32 protein-coding genes and 1 pseudogene are annotated in these 19,490 nt (G+C 58.3%); 7 read left to right on the top strand and 26 right to left on the bottom strand.

Features of this window, described 5'->3' with window-relative positions; all coding sequences use genetic code 11:
- Window positions 1–96 precede the first annotated feature (96 nt).
- Both CRD59_RS00935 and CRD59_RS00930 read right to left on the bottom strand, forming a co-directional pair.
- A complete protein-coding gene (locus CRD59_RS00935; RefSeq protein WP_113852719.1) occupies window positions 97–486 on the bottom strand; it encodes an HNH endonuclease in 390 nt (129 codons plus the stop codon).
- Window positions 486–698 carry a hypothetical protein gene (locus CRD59_RS00930; protein WP_113852718.1) on the bottom strand — a complete coding sequence of 71 codons (213 nt, stop codon included), beginning with the start codon at window positions 696–698 and terminating at the stop codon, window positions 486–488. Before CRD59_RS00930 ends, CRD59_RS00935 begins: the two co-directional genes overlap by 1 nt.
- 249 nt (window positions 699–947) lie before the next feature.
- On the opposite strand from CRD59_RS00930, the gene CRD59_RS07930 reads away from it, so the two are divergent.
- Window positions 948–1,106, top strand: a complete 159-nt coding sequence (locus CRD59_RS07930; protein ID WP_161522244.1) for a hypothetical protein — start codon at window positions 948–950, stop codon at window positions 1,104–1,106.
- Between the two features lie 665 nt (window positions 1,107–1,771).
- The gene (locus CRD59_RS00920; RefSeq protein WP_113852716.1) at window positions 1,772–2,908 is read left to right on the top strand and encodes a beta family protein; all 1,137 of its coding nucleotides are present in this window, start codon (window positions 1,772–1,774) and stop codon (window positions 2,906–2,908) included.
- On the opposite strand, the gene CRD59_RS08330 is transcribed toward CRD59_RS00920, so the two are convergent.
- The 21 genes and pseudogenes from CRD59_RS08330 to CRD59_RS00825 form a co-directional block, all read right to left on the bottom strand.
- Window positions 2,817–3,413: a sce7726 family protein gene (locus CRD59_RS08330; RefSeq protein WP_407923096.1), complete on the bottom strand. Its 597-nt coding sequence runs from the start codon at window positions 3,411–3,413 to the stop codon at window positions 2,817–2,819. The two genes, CRD59_RS00920 and CRD59_RS08330, sit on opposite strands and share 92 nt — an antisense overlap.
- A gap of 349 nt (window positions 3,414–3,762) precedes the next feature.
- On the bottom strand, window positions 3,763–4,035 hold the full coding sequence (locus CRD59_RS00915; protein ID WP_113852715.1) for a hypothetical protein: 273 nt from the start codon (window positions 4,033–4,035) through the stop codon (window positions 3,763–3,765).
- Window positions 4,032–4,481: a hypothetical protein gene (locus CRD59_RS00910; protein ID WP_113852714.1), complete on the bottom strand. Its 450-nt coding sequence runs from the start codon at window positions 4,479–4,481 to the stop codon at window positions 4,032–4,034. Before CRD59_RS00910 ends, CRD59_RS00915 begins: the two co-directional genes overlap by 4 nt.
- A gap of 107 nt (window positions 4,482–4,588) precedes the next feature.
- Window positions 4,589–5,329 (bottom strand): type II toxin-antitoxin system RelE/ParE family toxin, encoded by a 741-nt coding sequence (locus tag CRD59_RS00905; RefSeq protein ID WP_127920919.1) that lies wholly within the window; start codon window positions 5,327–5,329, stop codon window positions 4,589–4,591.
- Window positions 5,326–5,487, bottom strand: a complete 162-nt coding sequence (locus CRD59_RS07925) for a hypothetical protein (RefSeq protein ID WP_161522243.1) — start codon at window positions 5,485–5,487, stop codon at window positions 5,326–5,328. Before CRD59_RS07925 ends, CRD59_RS00905 begins: the two co-directional genes overlap by 4 nt.
- Window positions 5,484–5,882 (bottom strand): hypothetical protein, encoded by a 399-nt coding sequence (locus CRD59_RS00900; RefSeq protein WP_127920918.1) that lies wholly within the window; start codon window positions 5,880–5,882, stop codon window positions 5,484–5,486. Before CRD59_RS00900 ends, CRD59_RS07925 begins: the two co-directional genes overlap by 4 nt.
- On the bottom strand, window positions 5,879–6,049 hold the full coding sequence (locus CRD59_RS07920) for a hypothetical protein (protein WP_161522242.1): 171 nt from the start codon (window positions 6,047–6,049) through the stop codon (window positions 5,879–5,881). Before CRD59_RS07920 ends, CRD59_RS00900 begins: the two co-directional genes overlap by 4 nt.
- A gap of 5 nt (window positions 6,050–6,054) precedes the next feature.
- Entirely contained in the window at window positions 6,055–6,549 is a 495-nt protein-coding gene (locus tag CRD59_RS00895) for a hypothetical protein (protein ID WP_113852711.1), read from the bottom strand.
- Window positions 6,546–7,394, bottom strand: a complete 849-nt coding sequence (locus CRD59_RS00890) for a hypothetical protein (RefSeq protein ID WP_113852710.1) — start codon at window positions 7,392–7,394, stop codon at window positions 6,546–6,548. The genes CRD59_RS00895 and CRD59_RS00890 overlap by 4 nt, the downstream gene beginning before the upstream one ends.
- Window positions 7,369–8,001 (bottom strand): hypothetical protein, encoded by a 633-nt coding sequence (locus CRD59_RS07790; RefSeq protein WP_127920917.1) that lies wholly within the window; start codon window positions 7,999–8,001, stop codon window positions 7,369–7,371. The genes CRD59_RS00890 and CRD59_RS07790 overlap by 26 nt, the downstream gene beginning before the upstream one ends.
- On the bottom strand, window positions 7,998–8,324 hold the full coding sequence (locus CRD59_RS00880; protein WP_113852708.1) for a hypothetical protein: 327 nt from the start codon (window positions 8,322–8,324) through the stop codon (window positions 7,998–8,000). The genes CRD59_RS07790 and CRD59_RS00880 overlap by 4 nt, the downstream gene beginning before the upstream one ends.
- Window positions 8,324–8,728 carry a RusA family crossover junction endodeoxyribonuclease gene (locus CRD59_RS00875; protein ID WP_113852707.1) on the bottom strand — a complete coding sequence of 135 codons (405 nt, stop codon included), beginning with the start codon at window positions 8,726–8,728 and terminating at the stop codon, window positions 8,324–8,326. Before CRD59_RS00875 ends, CRD59_RS00880 begins: the two co-directional genes overlap by 1 nt.
- A 155-nt stretch (window positions 8,729–8,883) precedes the next feature.
- Window positions 8,884–9,404: pseudogene (locus CRD59_RS00870) on the bottom strand (single-stranded DNA-binding protein).
- Window positions 9,404–9,913 (bottom strand): hypothetical protein, encoded by a 510-nt coding sequence (locus tag CRD59_RS00865; protein WP_113852706.1) that lies wholly within the window; start codon window positions 9,911–9,913, stop codon window positions 9,404–9,406. The pseudogene CRD59_RS00870 and the gene CRD59_RS00865 overlap by 1 nt, the downstream one beginning before the upstream one ends.
- Window positions 9,914–10,078: 165 nt before the next feature.
- The gene (locus tag CRD59_RS00860; RefSeq protein WP_113852705.1) at window positions 10,079–10,912 is read right to left on the bottom strand and encodes a RecT family recombinase; all 834 of its coding nucleotides are present in this window, start codon (window positions 10,910–10,912) and stop codon (window positions 10,079–10,081) included.
- Window positions 10,913–11,426: 514 nt separating this feature from the next.
- Window positions 11,427–11,954: a hypothetical protein gene (locus tag CRD59_RS00850; RefSeq protein ID WP_113852703.1), complete on the bottom strand. Its 528-nt coding sequence runs from the start codon at window positions 11,952–11,954 to the stop codon at window positions 11,427–11,429.
- The gene (locus CRD59_RS00845) at window positions 11,954–12,577 is read right to left on the bottom strand and encodes a hypothetical protein (protein ID WP_113852702.1); all 624 of its coding nucleotides are present in this window, start codon (window positions 12,575–12,577) and stop codon (window positions 11,954–11,956) included. The genes CRD59_RS00850 and CRD59_RS00845 overlap by 1 nt, the downstream gene beginning before the upstream one ends.
- 76 nt (window positions 12,578–12,653) lie before the next feature.
- Window positions 12,654–12,932: a DivIVA domain-containing protein gene (locus CRD59_RS00840; RefSeq protein ID WP_113852701.1), complete on the bottom strand. Its 279-nt coding sequence runs from the start codon at window positions 12,930–12,932 to the stop codon at window positions 12,654–12,656.
- Window positions 12,920–13,075 (bottom strand): hypothetical protein, encoded by a 156-nt coding sequence (locus CRD59_RS07915; RefSeq protein WP_161522241.1) that lies wholly within the window; start codon window positions 13,073–13,075, stop codon window positions 12,920–12,922. The genes CRD59_RS00840 and CRD59_RS07915 overlap by 13 nt, the downstream gene beginning before the upstream one ends.
- Before the next feature lie 67 nt (window positions 13,076–13,142).
- Entirely contained in the window at window positions 13,143–13,367 is a 225-nt protein-coding gene (locus CRD59_RS00830) for a hypothetical protein (RefSeq protein ID WP_113852699.1), read from the bottom strand.
- Window positions 13,364–14,125 carry a phage antirepressor gene (locus CRD59_RS00825; RefSeq protein ID WP_113852698.1) on the bottom strand — a complete coding sequence of 254 codons (762 nt, stop codon included), beginning with the start codon at window positions 14,123–14,125 and terminating at the stop codon, window positions 13,364–13,366. The genes CRD59_RS00830 and CRD59_RS00825 overlap by 4 nt, the downstream gene beginning before the upstream one ends.
- A gap of 72 nt (window positions 14,126–14,197) precedes the next feature.
- On the opposite strand from CRD59_RS00825, the gene CRD59_RS07785 reads away from it, so the two are divergent.
- Window positions 14,198–14,890, top strand: a complete 693-nt coding sequence (locus CRD59_RS07785) for a hypothetical protein (RefSeq protein WP_127920916.1) — start codon at window positions 14,198–14,200, stop codon at window positions 14,888–14,890.
- 273 nt (window positions 14,891–15,163) lie between these two features.
- Here the strand turns inward: CRD59_RS07785 and CRD59_RS00815 are convergent, their stop codons facing one another.
- Window positions 15,164–15,421 carry a hypothetical protein gene (locus tag CRD59_RS00815; protein WP_127920915.1) on the bottom strand — a complete coding sequence of 86 codons (258 nt, stop codon included), beginning with the start codon at window positions 15,419–15,421 and terminating at the stop codon, window positions 15,164–15,166.
- A 138-nt stretch (window positions 15,422–15,559) separates the two neighbouring features.
- Here CRD59_RS00815 and CRD59_RS00810 point away from each other — a divergent pair, with 138 nt between their 5' ends.
- On the top strand, window positions 15,560–15,973 hold the full coding sequence (locus tag CRD59_RS00810) for a hypothetical protein (protein ID WP_113852695.1): 414 nt from the start codon (window positions 15,560–15,562) through the stop codon (window positions 15,971–15,973).
- 23 nt (window positions 15,974–15,996) lie between these two features.
- Window positions 15,997–16,437, top strand: a complete 441-nt coding sequence (locus tag CRD59_RS00805; RefSeq protein ID WP_236632641.1) for an ImmA/IrrE family metallo-endopeptidase — start codon at window positions 15,997–15,999, stop codon at window positions 16,435–16,437.
- A gap of 3 nt (window positions 16,438–16,440) precedes the next feature.
- On the opposite strand, the gene CRD59_RS00800 is transcribed toward CRD59_RS00805, so the two are convergent.
- Window positions 16,441–17,151: a hypothetical protein gene (locus CRD59_RS00800; protein ID WP_113852694.1), complete on the bottom strand. Its 711-nt coding sequence runs from the start codon at window positions 17,149–17,151 to the stop codon at window positions 16,441–16,443.
- Between the two features lie 215 nt (window positions 17,152–17,366).
- Here CRD59_RS00800 and CRD59_RS00795 point away from each other — a divergent pair, with 215 nt between their 5' ends.
- Window positions 17,367–17,747 carry a hypothetical protein gene (locus CRD59_RS00795; protein WP_113852693.1) on the top strand — a complete coding sequence of 127 codons (381 nt, stop codon included), beginning with the start codon at window positions 17,367–17,369 and terminating at the stop codon, window positions 17,745–17,747.
- 85 nt (window positions 17,748–17,832) lie between these two features.
- A complete protein-coding gene (locus CRD59_RS00790; RefSeq protein WP_113852692.1) occupies window positions 17,833–18,051 on the top strand; it encodes a hypothetical protein in 219 nt (72 codons plus the stop codon).
- Between the two features lie 78 nt (window positions 18,052–18,129).
- On the opposite strand, the gene CRD59_RS00785 is transcribed toward CRD59_RS00790, so the two are convergent.
- Entirely contained in the window at window positions 18,130–19,251 is a 1,122-nt protein-coding gene (locus CRD59_RS00785; RefSeq protein WP_113852691.1) for a type I restriction endonuclease, read from the bottom strand.
- Window positions 19,252–19,490: the final 239 nt, after the last annotated feature.

The following is a 19,490-nucleotide window of genomic DNA, read 5'->3' as shown; positions in this document are numbered from 1 at the left end:
GGCGCCCCAGTTATCCACAATTTTTGTTGATAATTACCCCATACCCCTTAGAATCGTTGCAATTACGCCATTCTTGGGATTGTGGATAACTTGGGGTCAGTCGCCTTCGATTTGGTCGAACAGGCGAGCCGCGAGGCTTGGCTCACCGGTGTCGCCGGCGCGTCTGCGTCTGGCGATGGCTGTCTTGGCTTGGTGGCATGCATGGCACAGTGACTGTAGGTTGCTTGTGCCGTAGAGGCTGCCGCCGTCGGCGACCTCCCAGATGTGGTCGACCTCGGTGGCTTTGGCCCCGCAACGCACGCATTGGCGTCCGTCCCTGGCTAGTGCGGCCTGCCTGGCGACGCTCCATCTTGCGTGGTCGATGGTCTGTGTGTGCGCGGATGGCCTGGCCCATGGTTTGGGCTGATGGTCGGCGCAGCGCCCCATCGTGACGGCTTTGGCTTTGCAGCCTGCCTTGGTGCACCTGCCTTGTGGCCTTATGGGCATCAGAGCAGCTCAATGCCTAGGTCTTGCAAGGCTCTTAAGTATTCGTCTTGGTAGACGCGCAGCGGCCAGGCTTTGAGTGCATCGTCGCGGTCGATTTGCATGCTTTGGCCTGACATGGTGTCGGCTATGCGCGTGAGCTGATGCTCGATGCCGTGTAGCTGGTTGTTTGCTGGTGGCTCGACGATATGTTTTCTGAGTGCTGGTTCCGGCATGTTTCCCGTTCTTTCTGTCGTGTCGCCTTGCCTTAATTACAGAACTGAGTTATTATATTAATGTCAGCAAAGAAAGGAGGTGAACATGAAGATAACGGATTGGATACAAGCCGTCAGCTCGGTGATAACCACGCTCATAGCCGTGGCCGTGCTCATACACGACATCACCCACCAAGGCAAGTAACCAAAAGGGGTTCCGAATAAACCTAGTATCCGGAACCCCGCCCCAATCCTATCTCATGGCACACTATGACAAGTAAAACCTATATGGGTATCGCCAGCCTCGCCTGCGGGATCGCAGGCCTCATCTGTTCGCTCGGATCAGTGCCCTGGAGCGGTGGGCTCTTCGCGCTCGCAGCGGGAGGCTTCGGACTCGCAACATCCATCCACAAGGACCCACACCAGTGACCAGACACTACCTCTCCCTCACCCAAGTGGCTCAGCAGCTGGGCATCAGCAAAAGCGCGCTCGCGGGCTACAAGCTCCCACCCCCGGACGCGACCATAGGCACAATCCGTGGGTGGGAGCCCCACACCATCGAGGCTTGGGACTCTCAGCGTCCTGGCCATGGTGGAAGACCTCGCAAGCGGTAGCACGGCGTGGAAGGCTTGGACACCCGTCCACGGCTTTCGGTTTGGCCTGCCTCTCGCCGTGGAGGCCGCCGCGCAAGCGGGGTGCCCGCGGGGAAGTAAGTGAAGGACTGCGGGCAAGTGTTGGTCAGCCGATGGGCTTGCCGGTCGCGTCGCAGAGCTGCCACTGGTCGGACAGGAGCTCGACCTGGGTGGGGAGCCAGGGGATGTAGCCGTGCCGTGAGGCGGGGTCAGATAGTCGTGGGTGGGCATGCCCGCGGCGCGGGTCGCATCCTAAGTTACATCATCAGGTCGTTCCATGTATGTGATTCTGGCAATGAGATTCGCAGTGGCCCCTTCGGGTTGCCTGTTATGTGCGCGCTCATAAACTCGGTCACGCAGTCGTCGTAGAGGATTGCGAAGCGCCTATCTGATCAGAATGGAGTGATGAAGCACTGTGCCCTAAGATAGGAGTTGTTGTGGTCCTACTATCAAAGGAGAAGCATGATCCGGCAAAAAGCATATTTATCAGCTGTACATCCCAGAGCAAGCGAGCTAGGTGCGCTTAATGACCTTAAACAAAGTGAGCTTGACAAAATTATCGCTCTTGTCTTGTCCGATGGTAGAGTTTCCGATACTTTTAATAACCTTACAAGGCTGCTGAAAACGAATAATCAAGTAAATCTGTGCGTGGATCTCGGGGATACCATCACTCCGAAATCGATAAGCATCATCAAGGACTTGAGCGTCCCCAGTCAAATGCAGAACAGCTTTGGGATTAGCATGCCTTTGGGTACTTCCCCGGGCGATTTCTCCACGATCACATCCACGTTAAAGCCTTCTTTCGTGGCGGTTCGCGTGAAGTTGAGTGGCCGGCAAGTGCCGAATGCTTTAGTCCGAGACCTGCAAAGCTTATTGAATAAGACGACTGTTAAATCAGGTATGCCAGTTAGTCTGATCCTTGACTTAGGTTATATCCATGGTCATGACACGAAAACTGACTCTGGGAATGACTGCGCGAATGAGAGCGTCGTATTAGAAGCGGGCCGCTTGTGCATGAATATATTGAAAGAATTATCAACTCATCAACTGATTGATAGGTTTTATCAGATTTTCATGCTTGGTGGATCATTCCCACAACAGATTTCTTTCGTCAAAGATACTGCTCGAGTGCCGCCACCTGGAGGACTCCCTTTAGGCAATATGGCATTCCATTTCCGCCGTGAATACGCAGTCTGGAAAAGCATAAGGAATAAATACAATGCCATTCTTTACGGTGATTACTCGGTCTTCAACCCAAAGATGAGTAATAACTCGTTCGGAAGCCCAGCTCCCAATATCCGCTATACTCAAGATGATAGATGGGTGTTGGTTAGGGGGAAAAGTTCAAATAAGTATCACCCCGGAACCGGCATATATAAAATTTCGAATCAGTTGATAAAAACAAGGATAGTTGACAATCCTCAATTTTCTGAAGGGGATTCGAAATTCCATTTGGCTGCGCAATATGACTATCCTGCTGCTATCAGTGCCAAAAAAGTCCCCATCCCTACCGGTTCAGGCAGTCAGTGGCTGAAGTGGAGCAGCTCTCATCATCTGGCATATGTGGTGAGACAACTCTCCAATGCTGGCGTGATTTGAGCTGATGCCGTACAAGTTGTCTGATCTGGGATGGGGTGAATCGTTCTACCATCCTATCCCAGATGAAAGGTCTCGTCAGAGATCTGACCCCTCTGTCATATCCATACTGGGTGAGTATGTCCAAGGCTTCGTCGCGCCAGAGTAGCTCCACTGCCAGCCTCGCGTCAAACATGCTTCTATCAATCCGTGCAGTCCTGTATCTGCGAATATGAAGAGAACCCTTCTTTGTGCCCTTTGCTATATAAATCCCCCACGATGAGGGTAACAACTGAAGAGCTCTATCGAAATGATTCTCTGCAACCACTAGATTGCAGTAATCCAGCACCTTCGAATAGAAGGATACCTGTTTGGGTAGCCTCTTAAGATTATCGCTCGCACTTTTCAGCTCGTATCCGGTCATATGCCCGTTGATGACAGTGATGTCGGCCCGAACTTCACTACATAGGGCGAACTCATCAAGTTTGAGTACGTCGGGCCCATTGTTGCTTTTGCAGCGATTAATCATAGCCCATGTGGCCTGCCGGACATCGGCGTCATGCATTCTCTCAGCGCTTGCTGAACGCATCAAATCACACACCTCGCGGCACTAGGACAATTAATAAGACTGCCATTCACAACCATCCCCACACTTAATGAGAGCAATGTAAACCTAAAATATAACTGTCTGTTTTGTCAAGCGATCCTTCACGACTGGCACCCAATAAGCACATTCACAAACCTCCAAGGACGCATCACCAGAGACGACTTTGAAACGCTGATGATCGGGTTTCATGATAGTTGGCACGGCTTCTGCAGAATGACCAACACCAGTATGTCGATATAACTATACATGCACAAGTGCGTAACACCTATGCCTATCTTGCAGTGATACGGTCGGCGCGGCCCGCAAGCAACCGCCTCGCATCAAGCTTCTCAGCCAAAGCCACTAGCTCGCCGATGCTGAACTCATACCAGCCCTCCTCCAACGACTTAAGGCTGGGCATTTGCCCTCGCTCGATCCAGTGGGTGATGTTCTTCCTCGTGACCTTGATGCCGGGCACGGCGATGTCGCCCTGGGTGACCGGCCCGACCGCGATACGACCGAATGTGATGTCTCGGATGTCCATAGCGCTCGTTTCGACGTTCACACCCTGTCTCCGTCCATTCGTCGTGCGGTGTAGTCCTGGGCGGTCTTAACGCCCAGGACGAGCGCGTTGAAGAGCATCGTGTGCCCGCACGCCAGGCAGATGACCTGGCAGACGGGCATGAAGCTGGTGTAGGAGCGGTCGCGCAGAACCATGGTGTCGCCGGCCTGGAAGTCGCGACCGCCGCAGACCGGGCAGATCCGGTCCCTCCATTTGTCGGTGAGGAGATCACGGGTGCGTTCCCGTTCCTTGTACCGGAGCTCCTCCGCGCTATCCGGAATTTCAACGGTCTCTCTAGTGGTTCCTTCGGTGACGGCCTCAGCCTGGCTGGTGTCGTCCTGCTTTTTGTCCTTGGTAATGGTCCAGCGCTTGTAATGCCGCCATTCGGCGTACCGGCGCAGCCAGCCCGGCAGTTCGTAGGCGGTGCAGGTGACGGTTTCCCGCTTCATCGCACCACCCCCGGGAACGGCGAAGGGCCGGACCTTGCGGCCCGACCCTTACACTAAAATCAACTATATCCAAAATAGCGTAACAACCTCTGCAATGCAAGCCGGGATTACGCTCCCAGGCATTCCAGCAGCTCGCCCGTGTCAAACGTCCAACGTCCGGGCCCGTCCGTCCTTTGCGCACTGGGGAGCCGGCCTCGGCGCAGCCACATGTCCACCCGGTTGCGTGTCACCCGTTTGCCGGTCTTCCATTCCAGCCACTGGCCGGCAGCTTTGGGCGTGCAGGTGATGGTCTGACCCCTGAGAGTGTCCACGCGGGCCTCTGTGAGGGCTTTCACGGTCCAGGTGGACCCGCACTCAGGGCAGGTGGCTGCCAACCCGTCAGGAGGCCCACTGAGCACCGTTTTGCACATGGGGTTGAGGCAGCGTCCGTACACGACACGCTCGCCTGGCGCGGACACGCGCTCGCCGACCCTGCGCAAAGCGTCCGCCAGCTCCCGGTAGTCGCGGCCCGAGTTTGGCGCGTCGTACAGGCGCCCGATCCTGGCGGTCAGCTTGCGTAGGACCTGCGGTGCCCTGCCACCCCACAGTCCGATGTCACCGGCCACGTCCTGGATGATGTCCTCCACCTGGTCGTACAGGTCGGCGGCGCTCAGATCCATGGGCGTGGGCGCGAACGCTGGCCGCGCTCCCCCGCCACGGCGTCCGAGCCTGACTTTACGGTCGGCCGCGTCCTTGAGCTCGTACATGCTCAGGCGCAGCTCGTGAAGGGTGCGGGCGAGCTGGTGGCGGTGCTCCTTGCACAGTGGTCCGCGTGGGGCCCCGATGCACACTGGGCAGTCTCTGGTCAAAACTCCGGTCCTTCCTCATATCCGACTTCACGCCTAACGGTGTCCCTCATGGCTTGGATGACGGCCGGCGGATACCCGTACTTTGCGCGTATCGTCCCATCGTCGGCACCGTCCCTGATGTCCTGCAAAGCGTGGGCCTGCCTACTCTGCCTGCTCATGACTCCTCCTCGGTATGGTTAATCAGCCATAGACCAAGCCTGCATGCCAACCGGTCTGGGAGGAATGTCCATGTAGAAGCAAAACCGGTAGTTAATTTCAATTCGATGTCTTCCGGTTGCTTGCTGACCACGAAGGTGGGGATGAGCGGAGGCCTAGAGAATTGTATCTTCTGGAGAATCGTATCCTCGTTGCACCGGTAATCCGATTCAAGATCGGCAATCTCGCGTGGATAGCGCTCGCTGAAACTTTTCTCGGTGTACGGGTTGTGATTCGCATAGTCGATCGAGGTACCAGGAGACTGACGACGCCTAGCCTCCCATCCTTCTTGCCATGCTTTTGCCATGGCTTCTCTCAACCCTTTTTTTGACATTCGTTTTGCTCTCGTCGCGTTCATACATCCTCCGTGAGGCTAATAGCGTTGATAGCGTCACTGTCGTTGAAAAGGCGCATCGTGAGCGCTAAGTCCTTTACAGTGAGAGCCGCCGTGTTCTCAAGAGCAGCAGAAGCTTCCGCTCCTGTCTGGTCAGTCACGATAATTCTCAGTGTTGTTTTCTTGCCCATGCTTCCTACTTCCCAACAATCTGTTTGATACTCATTGCGCCGAGCCTGCTCTGCCCGCTCCTCAGGGGTTTACGGTCGTCTGGCTTGGCTGGCTCGATAGCGAGCTGCTGGGCGGCTTGCACGGCTATCGTGTGCGCCTGCTCTAGCGTCCGCCCTTGCGCCAAGCTCTGGTTGAGCTGCTGCCGGTAGGTGACATACGCGGCACCATTGTCCAGGAGGTGACCGGTGGAGGCGATGAGACGCTCACGCTCAGCAGCCTCCGGGATACGCGACTTACGCAACACCTTGATACCAGCGTTCACATCACCCGAGCCCATCCACCGGCCGGTGGTGTTGTCCGCGTAGAAGCGCCTGACGGCCTCCATCGCGTCGGCCAGGGTCGCGTCCGCCCTGAGTTCCTCCTGGAAGGTCCTGGCCTCCAGGTCGGTGATGGTGGCGTTGCCGTGGTGGGCGCGGATCTTCGCCAGCACCAGCGTGCTCTCCGCAAGGTTCAGGCTCACGATCCGATCCCCTTCCTGCCCTCATGGGGCATTGATTGCTCCTCGGCCATGTAGCGGGCGACGAGAGCGGCGTTGGCGTCCTGGTTGGCCTGCGTACGGGCCGTTCCTTGGCTGCTGCTTTGGGCCCGCAGGCGCAGCTGATCGTATTTGGCTCGGAACTTGGGCATGGAGAGGATGTTGCCCTTCCAGAAGCTGTCCCGCTGGCACCAGTCGATGAGCTGTGCCGCCTCGATGGGGTCACGCTTGTCCGTGTCGAGCATGAGGCGTGCTGCGTCCAGCCAGCGTTGCGTGATGGTCGGCTTCTTGGATCCGTTGCGTACGACCCACTCCTGGAGGCGTTCGCATAGGCTGACGATTTCTGGATTTGAATCTCGCACTATATTTATATCTTTAGATATAAATAGGGGTACGGGTACGGGCTTCGTTTCTGCTTGAGGTTCTGCTTGGGCACTTGCTTGAGCAGGTGCTGAAGCAGGTGCTTTAGCGTCTGCTTGCTTTCTGCTTCGCCTCGACTTGCCTGAACGAATCCCGCCGAGCTTGCCAGCCGCAGTTTTCCGGGCTTTTTCCGCCTCGACCTCATCTTTCGACGGGTTGTAGTCGAGAAAATCGTGGATCTGCCAGTAGTCGCCGTTGTCTTCCCACAGTCCGACATCGACGAGTGTCTGCGCGTCCTCTTCGGTCGCATCGGGGTGCAAAGTGCGAAGCACCCGCTTAAGCACCTGCCCATCAGTTTGCGAAGCAGAAGCCCAAGCACCTGCTTCAACCCACAGGCCAATCGCGCTCAAGCTCGCCTGGATCATCTTCGGGTTACGCGGCAAATTATCGTCCACTTTGAACCAAGTCATTGCACACCTCCTTTCTTTGAATCAGTGGAACCAGACGCTGCGTAAACCTGTCCGTCCAGTCGCTCAAAGTGTCATATCTGAGATTCAATGCAGCGTCATGAATGACCGTCGCCTCTTTTAACGATGGAATACCTGTTGCAGAGAAGAAGAATTCATATTCCCCAAACGGCCTCGTCGGATAAACAATTGATCTCACCCGAGCGGAAAGAAGCAAAGCATCACAGAACCGGCAGAAGTGCTCCCAGCGCTCTATACTTGCCACGCTTCTTGAATCCTGGTGGTCGAATTCAACCTGGTAATCACGATTCCCTCGTTTGATAACAGCACCGAATGTTCCATGAGAGAGCCTGTATACACGGTTAAACTCATTCACTCCACCACGTTCAAAATCAACGAATTCATCACTACCAAGCATGACTACGTCCTGAGGTTCGTACCAGAGTCCAGCCACCTTGTTCCGCTTAACTAACGCATCAGATAGTGACCCGTGATAAGCTCCACCACACTTACAAGAACAGCAGGTAGTATCACTACTTAAAGCCAGTAGACATGCCGAAGAACATTGACCTGATTCAACCAGATATGAAACTGGTATCGTCTCACTCATGATTCCTTTACTCCTGGCTTCTCACCGTAGAGGTAATTCCTCAGTGCTGCTTCAATGGCATCACGGTAGTGGTCTTGAACTATCTCGTATTCACTATCCCAGTCGTCATCAGCAGTGCTGAGCCCCCTATCGCGCAGCGACTCGTGGACCACTTTCGCCATCGCGTCGATGCTGTCCACGGTCAGCCAGACGTCATTCCGCGCCTGCTCGTAACCGAGTCGAAAGTCCTCAAGACTTTCAGCGTGCGCATCCTCGTCTTCGTATTCCTCATACTCCGCGAGGTAGTCCCGGTACTTGTTGACGGCCTTATCAGTGTCGAACATCACTCCTCCTTGATCCGGTGGCCGCTGACGACGACCTGCCACACGCCCGGCCTGCCGGTCGGCTCGCCAACCTGGAAGGCGTGGCGGCGGATGTACTGGTAGGAGTCGTCCACCAGTACGCCCGCGTCCACCAGCCCGTCCTCCAAGTGCTTGACAGTCGGGTAAAGGTTGGGGGCGTCGGCCTTGGCGGTGCGCCGTGGGTAGCGCACCACGGTCAGCAGGTCGATGCGCTCCCCCACCGGCCCTTCCAGGCGCAGTCTTCGGGCCATGATGCATCCCAGGCGTCGCAGCTCGTTGGACTTGGAGGTATTGGCGTAGATGCTGCCCTGGGACCCGTTGCTCTTGAGCAGCAGGCTCTTGGGCACGTCGATCGCCAACCGGAACAGGGCCTTGTCAGCGCTCATAGGAAACTCTCCTCGTACCCGTGGCAGTGGCATTCGTGCATGGCGTTGAGGGGCCCGCCGCACCATTGGCAGTACTCGGGTTCGGGCGGTGTCTCCGGCCCGTCCCATGCCGCACAGAACGGTCTCATGACAGGCCCCCTGTCCCGTGTCCCCGGTCAGAACTCCGGCTCATCGCTGCCTCCTCTGAAGTCCTGCGCGCCCCACGGGTCGCCGGCCGGCTGCTGACGGGCCGGCGGACGCTGGCCCGCCGCTTCCTGCTGCCGGCCCCACTGGTCGCCCTGCGACTGGCCCTGCCCCTGCCGGGGGTTGCGGGTCACCTGGGCCGTGCACGGGACAAGGCCGGCCCGATCTCCGACACATGCATCTCGTAGCCGGTGCGCTTGTTGCCGTCCCGGTCCTGCCAGTCGTGCTGCGCCAGGTTGCCGCGGGCGATCACCCGCATGCCCTTGCCCAGGCTGGCCTGCACGTTCGAAGCCAGGGGCGTGTACTGGGAATCCCAGACCGAACAGCGCAGGAACAGGGCCTCACCGTCCTCCCATTGGCCCGACTGGCGGTTGTACTGGCGCGGGGTCGATGCGATCGTGAAGTTCGCCACCGTCCCCCCACTGCCAGTCACCCGCACCTCCGGGTCCGCCGTAAGATTGCCGACAATCGTGATCGTCGTCTCTCCCGCCATCACTCAGCCTCCTTGCCATCGTCCATACCCAGCAAGTCATGCAGGCACAAATTCACCGCCACTTGCGCCAAAGAGCGCTGGTCGAACTCATCACTGTCGGCGTCGAGCAGATATTCAAAGTCGGCTTGGGTACCCTCTCCCGTCATAATCCAACGAGGGCCCACTTCGACGGACTTCCCGTTGTAGTCAAATCGGATACAGATGGAGCGGATGTCGTGCTCATCTGTATACACGTACCAGAACGACGGGAACCCGTAACGCTTCGTATGCACAAAATCGCCGTGGGGCTGACAGGCCCACGCCACCGTGCATAGCGCCATCCAGTACCGTTCAGACAATGGTGAGCCGCTGTCGCACAGCGCGCACTCCAAGCCCTCGACCGTCCGACCGCACTGTGGGGCGGGAAGAGGATTCGCCTTGCGGTCGAAGTAGTGACCATGGCAAGTCTCGCACTCGTACACGCCCAGCCAGTAGTCGCCTTTATAGTCCAGTGTCTTAATCAGTCTCATATCAAAGTCCTCTCTTCATCGCGTCACTCAGATGTTTCGGCATCTTCCAGTTCGGGCAGGTGCAGCGCTTGTCAATCGCGTGGGGGCAGCGCCACGCCCCCACATCAGGCCGGCCGCAATGCTCGCACCTGCGGACCGCACCCCGCAGCAGATCATCAGCCGCAATCACGCCGACACCTCCCCCGCCAGGGCCTCCCTGGTGCGCGAGACCACCAGCTCCGGGGCGCTCAGCAGCGTCTCGGCATCGGCCAGGGTCAACTGGCTGGTACTGGTGAGCTGCTTACCGACCAAAACGCCGAATGCCCTACCAGCCTGAGCACTGCTGGACACGCCACCCTGCTTCATGAGGGCGGCGATCTCCTGCTGCTGCTCCTTCGGCGCCATCACATCAACGCGGACATGATTCTCATGCCCGGCGGCGGTGGACGACTGCTGTCTAGCTTCGTCGTCCTGCATCTCGTCGGCCGTGTAAAGACCGCTCAGATCCTGGGGGAACGCCTTGCGCAAGGCCAGAGCTTCCGCGCACTTGGACAGCATGACGGCCGGCTTGCTGGCCCACATGCTGGTCAGACTCCCGTCTTTCTTGCGTCCCACGTACTCGGCCAGCGTCGCCACTCCTACGAAAGTGCCCTGACCGCGCTGCACCACGACCTTGGAAGCCACAGGTGGATTCTGAGGGTCAAGCCACACATCGCGCCACCGGCCATCCTCCCCGCACCACACGGTCTCCGGCTCACCGAAGGTCTCATGACTGCGCTCGGCGGCCCGCCTGGCAATCAGCCGGAATCCATCGATGCCGGTCTGGATGGTCTGCTTACCTGCACGGCTGATCATGTAGATCTGCCTGGCGAAGGGGTCCAGCCCCGTCCGCTGCACCTGATGGAAAAACACGGCAAGGTCACCCTGGGAGGCGTTCTGCACACCCATCTGCCGCAGGGCCGCGACCTGGTTCTGTGTGAAACCATCCTGCTTTTCGGTAATCGTCAAATCGCTGCTCATGCGACCCTCCTTAGATGCTTGGTAGTCCTGCGTTTATTGCGTGCCTGGGTGAACCTGTCGGCCCACCGGCAGTTGGAAGGCGAATACCCGGAATCGTTGTCTATCCGGTCAATCGTCAGATCGTCCCTGTACCCGTGTCCGAGGGCCCAGTCACGGAACTCGCGGTATTCCGCCCACTTCTCGCAAACCCGTATGCCACGAGCCCCGTAATTGCGGAAGTCCGGGTTCCTGCGGTTCCCGCACCTCTGGTGCATGTTCGTCCAGATCCGGTAAAGGCGCGTCCTGGAACCGTGCCCGTAGGATTCGCCGTGCTTGTAATTGATCCCGGCTGTCACCTCGGCATGCAGGCAGCCGCAGCTCCTGGTGTCCCCGCACCTCAGATGGGAGGTCGAGGATATCGTCTCTTTGCCACAACTGCATCTGCACCGCCACTGGGTCGTCCCATAGGACGTATTGGGAGCTTTGGCAATGACGGTGAGACGCCCGAACCGAGCCCCGGTCAAGTCAATCGCCCTCATGCCCACTCATCCTTTTCGTCCTCCGCTCCATCGCTGCCGGCCTCGATGCCCAGCACCTGCCGCGCCAGGCCGACCAGCTCCGCGTCACCGAAGATGTCGGCCCAGGCTTTGACCTTGCTGACCGCCACCGTGTCCAACGTGCCCTTCGACATCTCCACGCCGTCCGGCACCTCGCCCTCGAACTGACGGATCAGGTGCTCGATCGCATCGTGCCTGGTGACCACGTCCACCGGCATGAGCGTCTCCTCCACGCTGCCGCCCTCGCCATGTGCGTCCAGCCAGCGCGCGTACGCCTGCGGGTCCTTCACCCTCCACTTGGGCTCCGATCCACGCTTGGCCGTCACCACGCCCGTGCTCGTGGTCAGATGCTCCCTGGGATCCAACTCACCGGCCACATACCTCTTCAGCGCGTCCACCCGCTCCTTGAGCACCTTCTGCATCGCCGTCGCCATCGTGAGCTGCTCGCTCGCCTCATACGGCGTCAAATCCCCGTCCGCCAGCTGATCCTGGATACTCTTACCCATCACTTACCCTCCTTGGCATTGCTGTTGTCGCTTGTCTTGGCTGGCCCGTCCTCGAAATGGACCGGAATCAGCGGCAGCAGCCTGTACATCTCATCTTCGGAGTTCATATGGCAGACCTCGCCGATAGTCACAAGCATCGGCTGCCATACAGGCATGCCGTAATAGAGGCGCATCTTCCAAAGTTCACCATCATTGTCCCTGTAGTATCCCGGCTCCTCCGGTACCTGCTGCTTGCGACGTAGCGCACAGGACACCATGTCGGCGATTACCACGGCATCCCCGCCAGCCACCAGGAAGCGGCGCGAAGCGTCCCCGTCGCCCACGGTCGCCACCTCGTACAAGGCGCCCGACACCACCAGCGAGTCACCAGGGCGCACGTCATCCAGGCTTATCTGCTCCCAGTCGCGCTCGTCCCACACCAGGGATACGGACTGCGCGAAGGAACGCGACCTCCAACCACCGTCGCTACGGTCAAACAACCAAAGCGACTCACCAGCCTTCGTCAGCACCAGCTGACCTCGACCATCAAGACGGCCCTCCAGGAGGGCACCGTCCCGGGTGACCACACGCACATGTTTGCCCGAAAGCTCCTCGCCTGTCAGGCCCTCATACCATTCGCTCACTTGTCTTCCTTTCACTTTCCGAGTTTGTTGTTCATCCAGCTGACCCACACGGCCAGCCCCATCAGCACGAAGGCCACTACCTGCTGGCCCACGGGCTCACCCGCCTTCCCCGCGGGCCGACCGTCCGCCCCCGGTACGAGACCCTCGATCCGGCCGACGCGACCCGATGGGAGGACAGGCACGCCGCCTGCCGTCGCGTCTGCGCCGTCAGGCGCAGGCACTCCATACCCACCAGGCGCACCGTGTACGCGCACTCGTCCAGCACCGCATCCACCTGGTCCGTGTCATAGCCGCGGCCCATCCAACGCAGATCGAAATCCGCGCGGTTGATGTCCCTGGGAGTCAGAACCCGCATGGCACATCCTCCAATCCGTTCAAAGCCCGTCCCGCCGACGGCACAGCCGCCAGCAGGACCAGCAGATGCAGCACGCTCACCACCCCATGCACCAGGCCCGCCAGCAGCCACACAGCCGCCCAGCAAGCCGCCAGCGCAGCCACACAGCCGCCCAGCAAGCCGCCAGCGCAGCCACCGCGGCCACGAGCGCGGCAAACCATTCGCGGGCGGTCATTGCCTGTCCCTTGGATCGCGAGATTCGATCGGCCAGGCTTCGATGGCGGCTTGTAAGTCCGTTGCCAGGTACCCGCCTTTCCTGCCTTTCTTAGGTGCGTGGTACAAGTGTCCGAAGTGTTCGCGGAACAGTTTCTCCCCGAACGGTGTGCGCCCCCGTGCCTTCTCCTCGCTCAGCAGTTCGAACGGCACGACGTTCACGACCTTCTCCCGCTTCGTCACGCCGCCTCCTTCAGCTTGGGGTCCAGAAACCGGTTCACGAAGTACATCTGCCCCTTGGGCGTCACCAGCGTCGTGCGCTCGACGCTCGTATGCCCGTCACGGTGCGCCACCGGCGTCTCCTTGACGAAGAACAGGCCCATGTCCGCGCTCCGCTGCGTGGGCATGTTCCAATCCCCGCCCTTACGCCCGCTCAAATACCCGTGCTCCCGAAGCCATTTGAAGAAACGGTTCTGCCCCATGCCGGGAACGCCGTTCTGGCGGAGGATCTTCGCCATCACCCCGACCAGGATGTTGGAGTCGGAAGCGGTGACCGCGTCGGCGAACAGCACCTTGGGCTCCTGGGCCGCCAGCTTGCGCTCCTGCTGCTCGATGGTGCGCTGCGCGATCAGCACCGCCCGCGCCATCGTCTCCGACGGCGACTCGGCCTGCGGGATGTAGCCGCCAGTGCGGCGGATCTGCGGCAGCACATCGTGGGTGACCCACCGCTGGAAACGCTTGGCCTCCGGCTTATCCGACCGGAGGACGATCTTGTACAGGCCGGACTCGTTGACAATCCAGGCCTCGCCTTGACGACCTAGATTGAATCTAGACCGTTCGTCCTGGTCCAGCCGTTTAGCCAGATCGGAGGCATTTTGCACTTCCAACGCTTTGGCCACGTCCGAAAGCACCCACCAGGTCAGTCCCGTCTCGAACGTCAGGGTCCTGACCGCGTGCCCCTCGAACTCGAAGGGCCGGGGTGTTAATGTTGTAGATGACATTGATTCACCTTTCTTTGTCATCGCCGCCGCTGCAATCGGCGGCATTTACTTTGTTGTGGGAAAATCTTTGTTATGCACGATCTCGTAGCAGCGGCAACCATCCTCGGAACGCTCATCTCGATAGCCACGTTCTCGTTCGTCCTGGCCGAATGGATCAAAAGACTGCGGTCCGTAGCAGACTTCTCATGGATCGCGTACACCTGGGGAACCGACCAGTACTCGGACGGACGCACTACGCAACGGGTGTCCATAACCAATCTCGGCAAAGGAACCGCCCTCCTGTCCGCAATCGTCTTCGCGCACGCCACCGTGTACACCGACGGCACCGAACTCGTCCCGTCGTGGGTCTTACAGCAAGGGACCGTCCTGAACTTCGAACTGGAGAACTACGACCCCGCGCAGACCTGGATTCTCATTTACTGGATATCGGCGGAAAACAGAGGAAAACTGTTCTCCGAATGGCTGAGTACGAGCGATCAGTCACCACTGGTCACCGCAGACAGAGCATCAGCAGAAATGCAACGAACCAGAATCCGGAAGCAACTACAAGCAGAACACAACAAGCCGTTGGGCCCAGGAAAGTGGAAGCTGTCATACTCCCTAACAAGAGATCTAGGAACAGCAGGATATACAGCAGCATTGCAACAGACGCAAATACCACTACCGTCCGACACCATCTCTCCATCGGGGATTGAACGGTATAGGCAAACTGAAAAGCAGCACGATCCTGCGCCCGAGCAATCGCCCCAATCTGATCAGCGGTGACGTACCCCATGTTGTTGTTTACCTTCACCACCTCCTCTTTCTCCATCACTCACCCCCTTTCTCGCTGACCAATTCCCAGATGTCTCGCACGTCATCGGCCAGGTCCTCGGTGTTGGAACGCAGCAGTTGGTCACTCAATCGACGGACATACTGCCGGTCCGAATCCTTTAAGGCAGACCACAAGCCGGTGAGCTGCGCATCAGCCCTCTTAAGTGAACGCAACGTCCTACGCACCTGGAATCCGATAAGCCGATTACCCATTCCCACCACCCCCTAAGCCGTCAGACGCTGGGAAGAAGCGACTGGCGCATCAGGTACTTCCTTGACCGTCGCGACCTCCCCCGGTGTAAAGCCGAATGCACTGTAGAGTCCGACAATCAATATCGGGGAAGCCACGCCTGTTCGCTTGGCTTTGCTCAGGGCGCTTTCGCTTACCCCAAGCGCCCCGGCGAATGCGCTCTCCGTTTTCAGCCCGCTCATGCGTTTTGCCCGTTCAAGGAACCCATCCTTGAAAACCATTTGGTAGCTCAAATCCACCTCCCTGTATTCATAGTGAAGAAATCCACTTCGTTATGAATACCAACATATCATTATGAAAAGGAGAATGTCAATACGAAAACACGCCGGCGTGTCTTGACATGAAGAGCAGTGTATTTCATAATGAAAACTATGAACAAAGACGAATGGCTAGCCAAAGCAATGGGCGACGATAGCGTCAACGAGATGGCGACCAAGGCCGGCATCTCATCGGCGACAGCCTGGAGGCAATACAACAACGCCCTCGGCTTCACCGCCGAGAACGTCATCCTCATAGCCCGCGCATACCGCAAGAACCCAGTATCCGCTCTTGTCGCGTTCGGATACCTTCGACCCGATGAACCGGCCAGCGCCGGCACGGAAAAGGCCCTGCGGAACGCGAGCGACGATGAGCTCATGGATGAGATGGCCCGGCGCCTCGCCAACGGAGCCGCAGCCAGGAACCAACGGTGGGAATCGCCCATCACGTTCAATCCCGAAGACCTGGGGATTGTGGCCAACATGAACCCGGACAAGGATGCCGAAGCAAACACACCGGACGAATAAGCAAACCAACAAAGAGGGGATCGATGCCCAAGATCGAGGATCTGTTCGCACAGGCGGACCGAATGGGGCTCAACGTCCAGGAAGCCTACCTGCCGGCAGGCTGCCAAGGCATCTACGACGACAAATCAAAGATGATTTGCCTTGACCCACGCATGAACCAGCGGCAGCAATTGTGCGCCCTCCAGCATGAGCTCATTCACGCGGAGCATGGAGACCAGGGATGCAGCCTATCATCCCTAATACGCAAGGCCGAGCGCAGGACCAGGAGAGAAACCGCATGCCGACTGATAACCCCGCTCGAATATAGGATTGCCGAAGCCGAATACGAAGGACAGTCCTGGAAAATGGCCTGCGAGCTGGGCGTCACCGTCCAGGTCCTCAAGGATTACCAGCAGTTCCTTGATGAATACGAGAAGACCACTCCCCTGCGCGGTCGCTGGCGCGATGATGTCTACGTCTGCTGACGCTTACATGCTCGGTGGCGGTGGAGGCGGTCCAGCCGACAGCCGTGGGACCGGGCGTGCGACAGGATGGCGCTCGATGAAGGGCTCCAGGAAGATCTCATCATGCTTGGGCGGAAGCTCCACGCGCATGTGGTAGACACCGGTTTTGTTGTCCTGCTGGATGTGCGCCTGGGTCACCCCGCCGCCTTCCGGCACCTGGAAGTAGTGGCGTGAGGTCTGCAACGGTGTGAGATAGCCGGCCGACTCACCGTCCAGCCACACTTCGATCGTAGGCCAGCCCTCGTAGCGGCCCTTCCGGATGTGCTCGCGGGTTACGATGACCCACATCCACGCGCCCTTGCCGTAGCGGGCGAACTGCTCCTGGTGCTTCCCACGTTTCGCCACGTCCACGCCGGCGCATTCCTCGATGTCGGCGATCAGGTCGCCGGCGGGCCGCATGTTGCAGGGCTCGCAGTCGAAAGCGGCCCGGTAACTGCGACGGAACCGTGCCTCCTGCTCCTCGACGCTCTCCTCATGGTCGGGCCTTGGCTCCACCCTGTAGCCCAGACGGCCCGGATGTTCGTCAGGACGCCCGCCATCCTCCGGTGACCGCCCTTCGCTGCCGTGCTTGCCTTTTGCCCGCTTGCCACTCCTCTTGATGGCCTGCACCAGGCAGTAGACGCCGAATATAAGCAGCGCCGCGATGAAGCCTACGGCCGGACTGGCTATCACCAAGCATGCGAAAAGGAGCCCTACGACTATGTACCCAACCTTTTTCACAACCGAATCATACCAACCACAGCTCCTGCTCGACGAGCTGCACATCATCCAGCCCTACCGGCATGACTGGAGCGAGGACGTGCTCGCCGGCGCATGACCCGACCACGCGCTAGGGTTTTGAGGGTATTGTACCGGGCATTGCGTGCCGGAGGAGGCGAAGGAGCACCACAATGGCAGCGGAAAAGCCTCAGCAAAGAAATCAGTCCACCGGATCGAGTGCCGGCTATATCATCGTGGCGGCTATATTGGTGACATTGATTGCCTGGGTATTTACAGGCTGCACTGGAAGCTCGTCATCGAAGACGGGGCCTGTCAAGGATTCGACCGCCTTGGTCCTGTGCAAGAAGGAGGCGAAGTCCGAAGCCAAATACGGGGTCGAGACAAGCACATTAGACACCGACATCACCCACGAGGGCGGCAATGTGGTCATCACCTTCAACAACGCGAAGATCGGAACCGCCTTCGGTTCGACCAGGACGCAGACGCTCAGGTGCGAAGTGAGCGGGACGGAGGGGTCACCCAAGCTGGAGGAGTTCGGCGCAATCGATTAGCCCACTCCCGCAATTCCCTGCACCGCTCCGGCGAGGCTTTTCACATACCGCGGGGGCCAGCCCTGCATGCACGACGAGCGGGGGCTTGCAAGGGTGCAGGGCGGAGCGGCGCACACGCAGGCAGACAGCACAGCTTCTCATCTCCCCGACCGAATACCGGATCGCCGAACGCATCTACGACGGCGACGCCTACCAGATAGCCTGCGAACTCGACGTTACCCTCCAAGTCACCCGGGACTATCAACAACTGCTGGAGGAAAAGGTCAAGCTCAATCCGACCGGCCGCAACTGTGCCTATGCGTGATGGGCGAAGCATACCTATGCACGATCGTTGCGGCTGAGGAGACAACTTTACCCTCCCTCAACCACAACGGTTGGATGATCATATGACCCTGTCCACTTCCTGCCTGATCCGGTCGGCATAGGCATAGATTCCATCCAGGGTCTCGATGGGCACCCTCTCACATTGCTTGTCTTCGCCGAATAGGCCGAGATACTTCTGTTTGGTGTTGAAATATAATCTAGCGATCGGTTTCCGGTTGTTGTCGTCGAGGAATATGGCACAATAGGCTTTCGCGTCACGCAAGGTGATTCTTGACGGATCCACATTCGAGCAGGCTATTGCCTTGATGATGTGATACGCGTCAAGCTCCTCTTCGGTCGTCACCACACCGTCCCGAGCCCCATCCCCACCATCTTCGCCATCATCTTCGCCATCATCTTCATCGACAGAAGCCGCCCCTGCAGCGTCGTCAAGGGCCGTGGACGTCACACCGGCCTTAACATCGTCAGCACCCAATGCGGTCTTAAGACGGTCGTTGACCTGATCGGATAGGAATTGCTTCAGCGCCTTGGCCACCAACGGCTGGAACTTCTCCATGACCGACGCATAGAACGCACCCTCATACACATGACCCGCGAGCAGCTTGACGAAATCCGGGGACGGATCCTTGAACTCCTCGCCTATGGCCCGTTTCAGGGGACCAACATACTTAAGCTCCTCGGCGCTGCTGGCTATGGAATCAAGGTCGAAATCAGGTTTGGTCAATTTCTGCAAAGCCGGGAACACAGTGGGATCGGCATCAAGAAGATCCAGGACCAAGAATGGTTTGGAGTCCATACGATTCGGCTCATCAATATCCATATAGAAATTCCATACCTGGCCATTGGTCAGTACAGCGATTCTGGCATCGGTGACGGCGAAATACCGGTACAACTGACTAGCGTTTTCCAAGCTCAGTGGACAACTGACCTTCTTGCACTCAATCAGTATCTGGACCTTCCCATCCCGGACCAGGGCATAATCGACCTTTTCACCCTTCTTCAGCCCGACATCGGCAGTGAATTCGGGAATCACCTCATTCGGATTGAACACGTCATAGCCAAGGACCTGACCGATGAAAGGCAAGATAAAGGCGTTTTTAGTCGCCTCCTCAGTCTCGACACCCCCCTTAAGATCCCGGACCTTGGCCGCAACCTGGCTGATGCTTTCCTCGAAATCCATAGTCGACTCTTTCCTCACCGGGCCAGTCCCCCGTAATGGAGATTCCCCGCATACCGCTGCGTACATAAGGAATCATAACAGTTGCGACTTTTACTATGCACGAATAGGAGGGTTTAAGCGAACGCCAGACACATTTAGGCTCATGCATCAGCGACACCCACACAATCGCCTGCGAACTCGACGTTACTCTCCAGGTCGTCACCGACTACCGGACATGCTCGATGAATACGGGAGGTCCA

It is taken from the genome of Bifidobacterium xylocopae (assembly GCF_003315615.1).
GTDB classification, from domain to species: Bacteria; Actinomycetota; Actinomycetes; order Actinomycetales; family Bifidobacteriaceae; genus Bombiscardovia; species Bombiscardovia xylocopae.
The sequence above is the reverse complement of the archived record's forward strand: the minus strand, read 5'-3'. Positions and strand labels throughout refer to the sequence as shown.

Bases quoted from the DNA above. Each gene is read 5' to 3' on its own strand.
- CRD59_RS00875 (WP_113852707.1), bottom strand. From the start codon at position 8,728: ATGAGCGCTGACAAGGCCCTGTTCCGGTTGGCGATCGACGTGCCCAAG.
- CRD59_RS00880 (WP_113852708.1), bottom strand. From the start codon at position 8,324: ATGTTCGACACTGATAAGGCCGTCAACAAGTACCGGGACTACCTCGCG.
- CRD59_RS07920 (WP_161522242.1), bottom strand. From the start codon at position 6,049: ATGGGCAAGAAAACAACACTGAGAATTATCGTGACTGACCAGACAGGA.
- CRD59_RS00890 (WP_113852710.1), bottom strand. From the start codon at position 7,394: ATGACTTGGTTCAAAGTGGACGATAATTTGCCGCGTAACCCGAAGATG.
- CRD59_RS00920 (WP_113852716.1), top strand. From the start codon at position 1,772: ATGATCCGGCAAAAAGCATATTTATCAGCTGTACATCCCAGAGCAAGC.
- CRD59_RS07925 (WP_161522243.1), bottom strand. From the start codon at position 5,487: ATGAGCAGGCAGAGTAGGCAGGCCCACGCTTTGCAGGACATCAGGGAC.
- CRD59_RS07790 (WP_127920917.1), bottom strand. From the start codon at position 8,001: ATGAGTGAGACGATACCAGTTTCATATCTGGTTGAATCAGGTCAATGT.
- CRD59_RS00785 (WP_113852691.1), bottom strand. From the start codon at position 19,251: ATGGATTTCGAGGAAAGCATCAGCCAGGTTGCGGCCAAGGTCCGGGAT.
- CRD59_RS00840 (WP_113852701.1), bottom strand. From the start codon at position 12,932: ATGCGGGTTCTGACTCCCAGGGACATCAACCGCGCGGATTTCGATCTG.
- CRD59_RS00900 (WP_127920918.1), bottom strand. From the start codon at position 5,882: ATGAACGCGACGAGAGCAAAACGAATGTCAAAAAAAGGGTTGAGAGAA.
- CRD59_RS08330 (WP_407923096.1), bottom strand. From the start codon at position 3,413: ATGATTAATCGCTGCAAAAGCAACAATGGGCCCGACGTACTCAAACTT.
- CRD59_RS07785 (WP_127920916.1), top strand. From the start codon at position 14,198: ATGCACGATCTCGTAGCAGCGGCAACCATCCTCGGAACGCTCATCTCG.
- CRD59_RS00795 (WP_113852693.1), top strand. From the start codon at position 17,367: ATGGCAGCGGAAAAGCCTCAGCAAAGAAATCAGTCCACCGGATCGAGT.
- CRD59_RS00825 (WP_113852698.1), bottom strand. From the start codon at position 14,125: ATGTCATCTACAACATTAACACCCCGGCCCTTCGAGTTCGAGGGGCAC.
- CRD59_RS07930 (WP_161522244.1), top strand. From the start codon at position 948: ATGACAAGTAAAACCTATATGGGTATCGCCAGCCTCGCCTGCGGGATC.
- CRD59_RS00935 (WP_113852719.1), bottom strand. From the start codon at position 486: ATGCCCATAAGGCCACAAGGCAGGTGCACCAAGGCAGGCTGCAAAGCC.
- CRD59_RS00930 (WP_113852718.1), bottom strand. From the start codon at position 698: ATGCCGGAACCAGCACTCAGAAAACATATCGTCGAGCCACCAGCAAAC.
- CRD59_RS00810 (WP_113852695.1), top strand. From the start codon at position 15,560: ATGAACAAAGACGAATGGCTAGCCAAAGCAATGGGCGACGATAGCGTC.
- CRD59_RS00850 (WP_113852703.1), bottom strand. From the start codon at position 11,954: ATGGGTAAGAGTATCCAGGATCAGCTGGCGGACGGGGATTTGACGCCG.
- CRD59_RS00860 (WP_113852705.1), bottom strand. From the start codon at position 10,912: ATGAGCAGCGATTTGACGATTACCGAAAAGCAGGATGGTTTCACACAG.
- CRD59_RS00910 (WP_113852714.1), bottom strand. From the start codon at position 4,481: ATGAAGCGGGAAACCGTCACCTGCACCGCCTACGAACTGCCGGGCTGG.
- CRD59_RS00865 (WP_113852706.1), bottom strand. From the start codon at position 9,913: ATGAGACTGATTAAGACACTGGACTATAAAGGCGACTACTGGCTGGGC.
- CRD59_RS00805 (WP_236632641.1), top strand. From the start codon at position 15,997: ATGCCCAAGATCGAGGATCTGTTCGCACAGGCGGACCGAATGGGGCTC.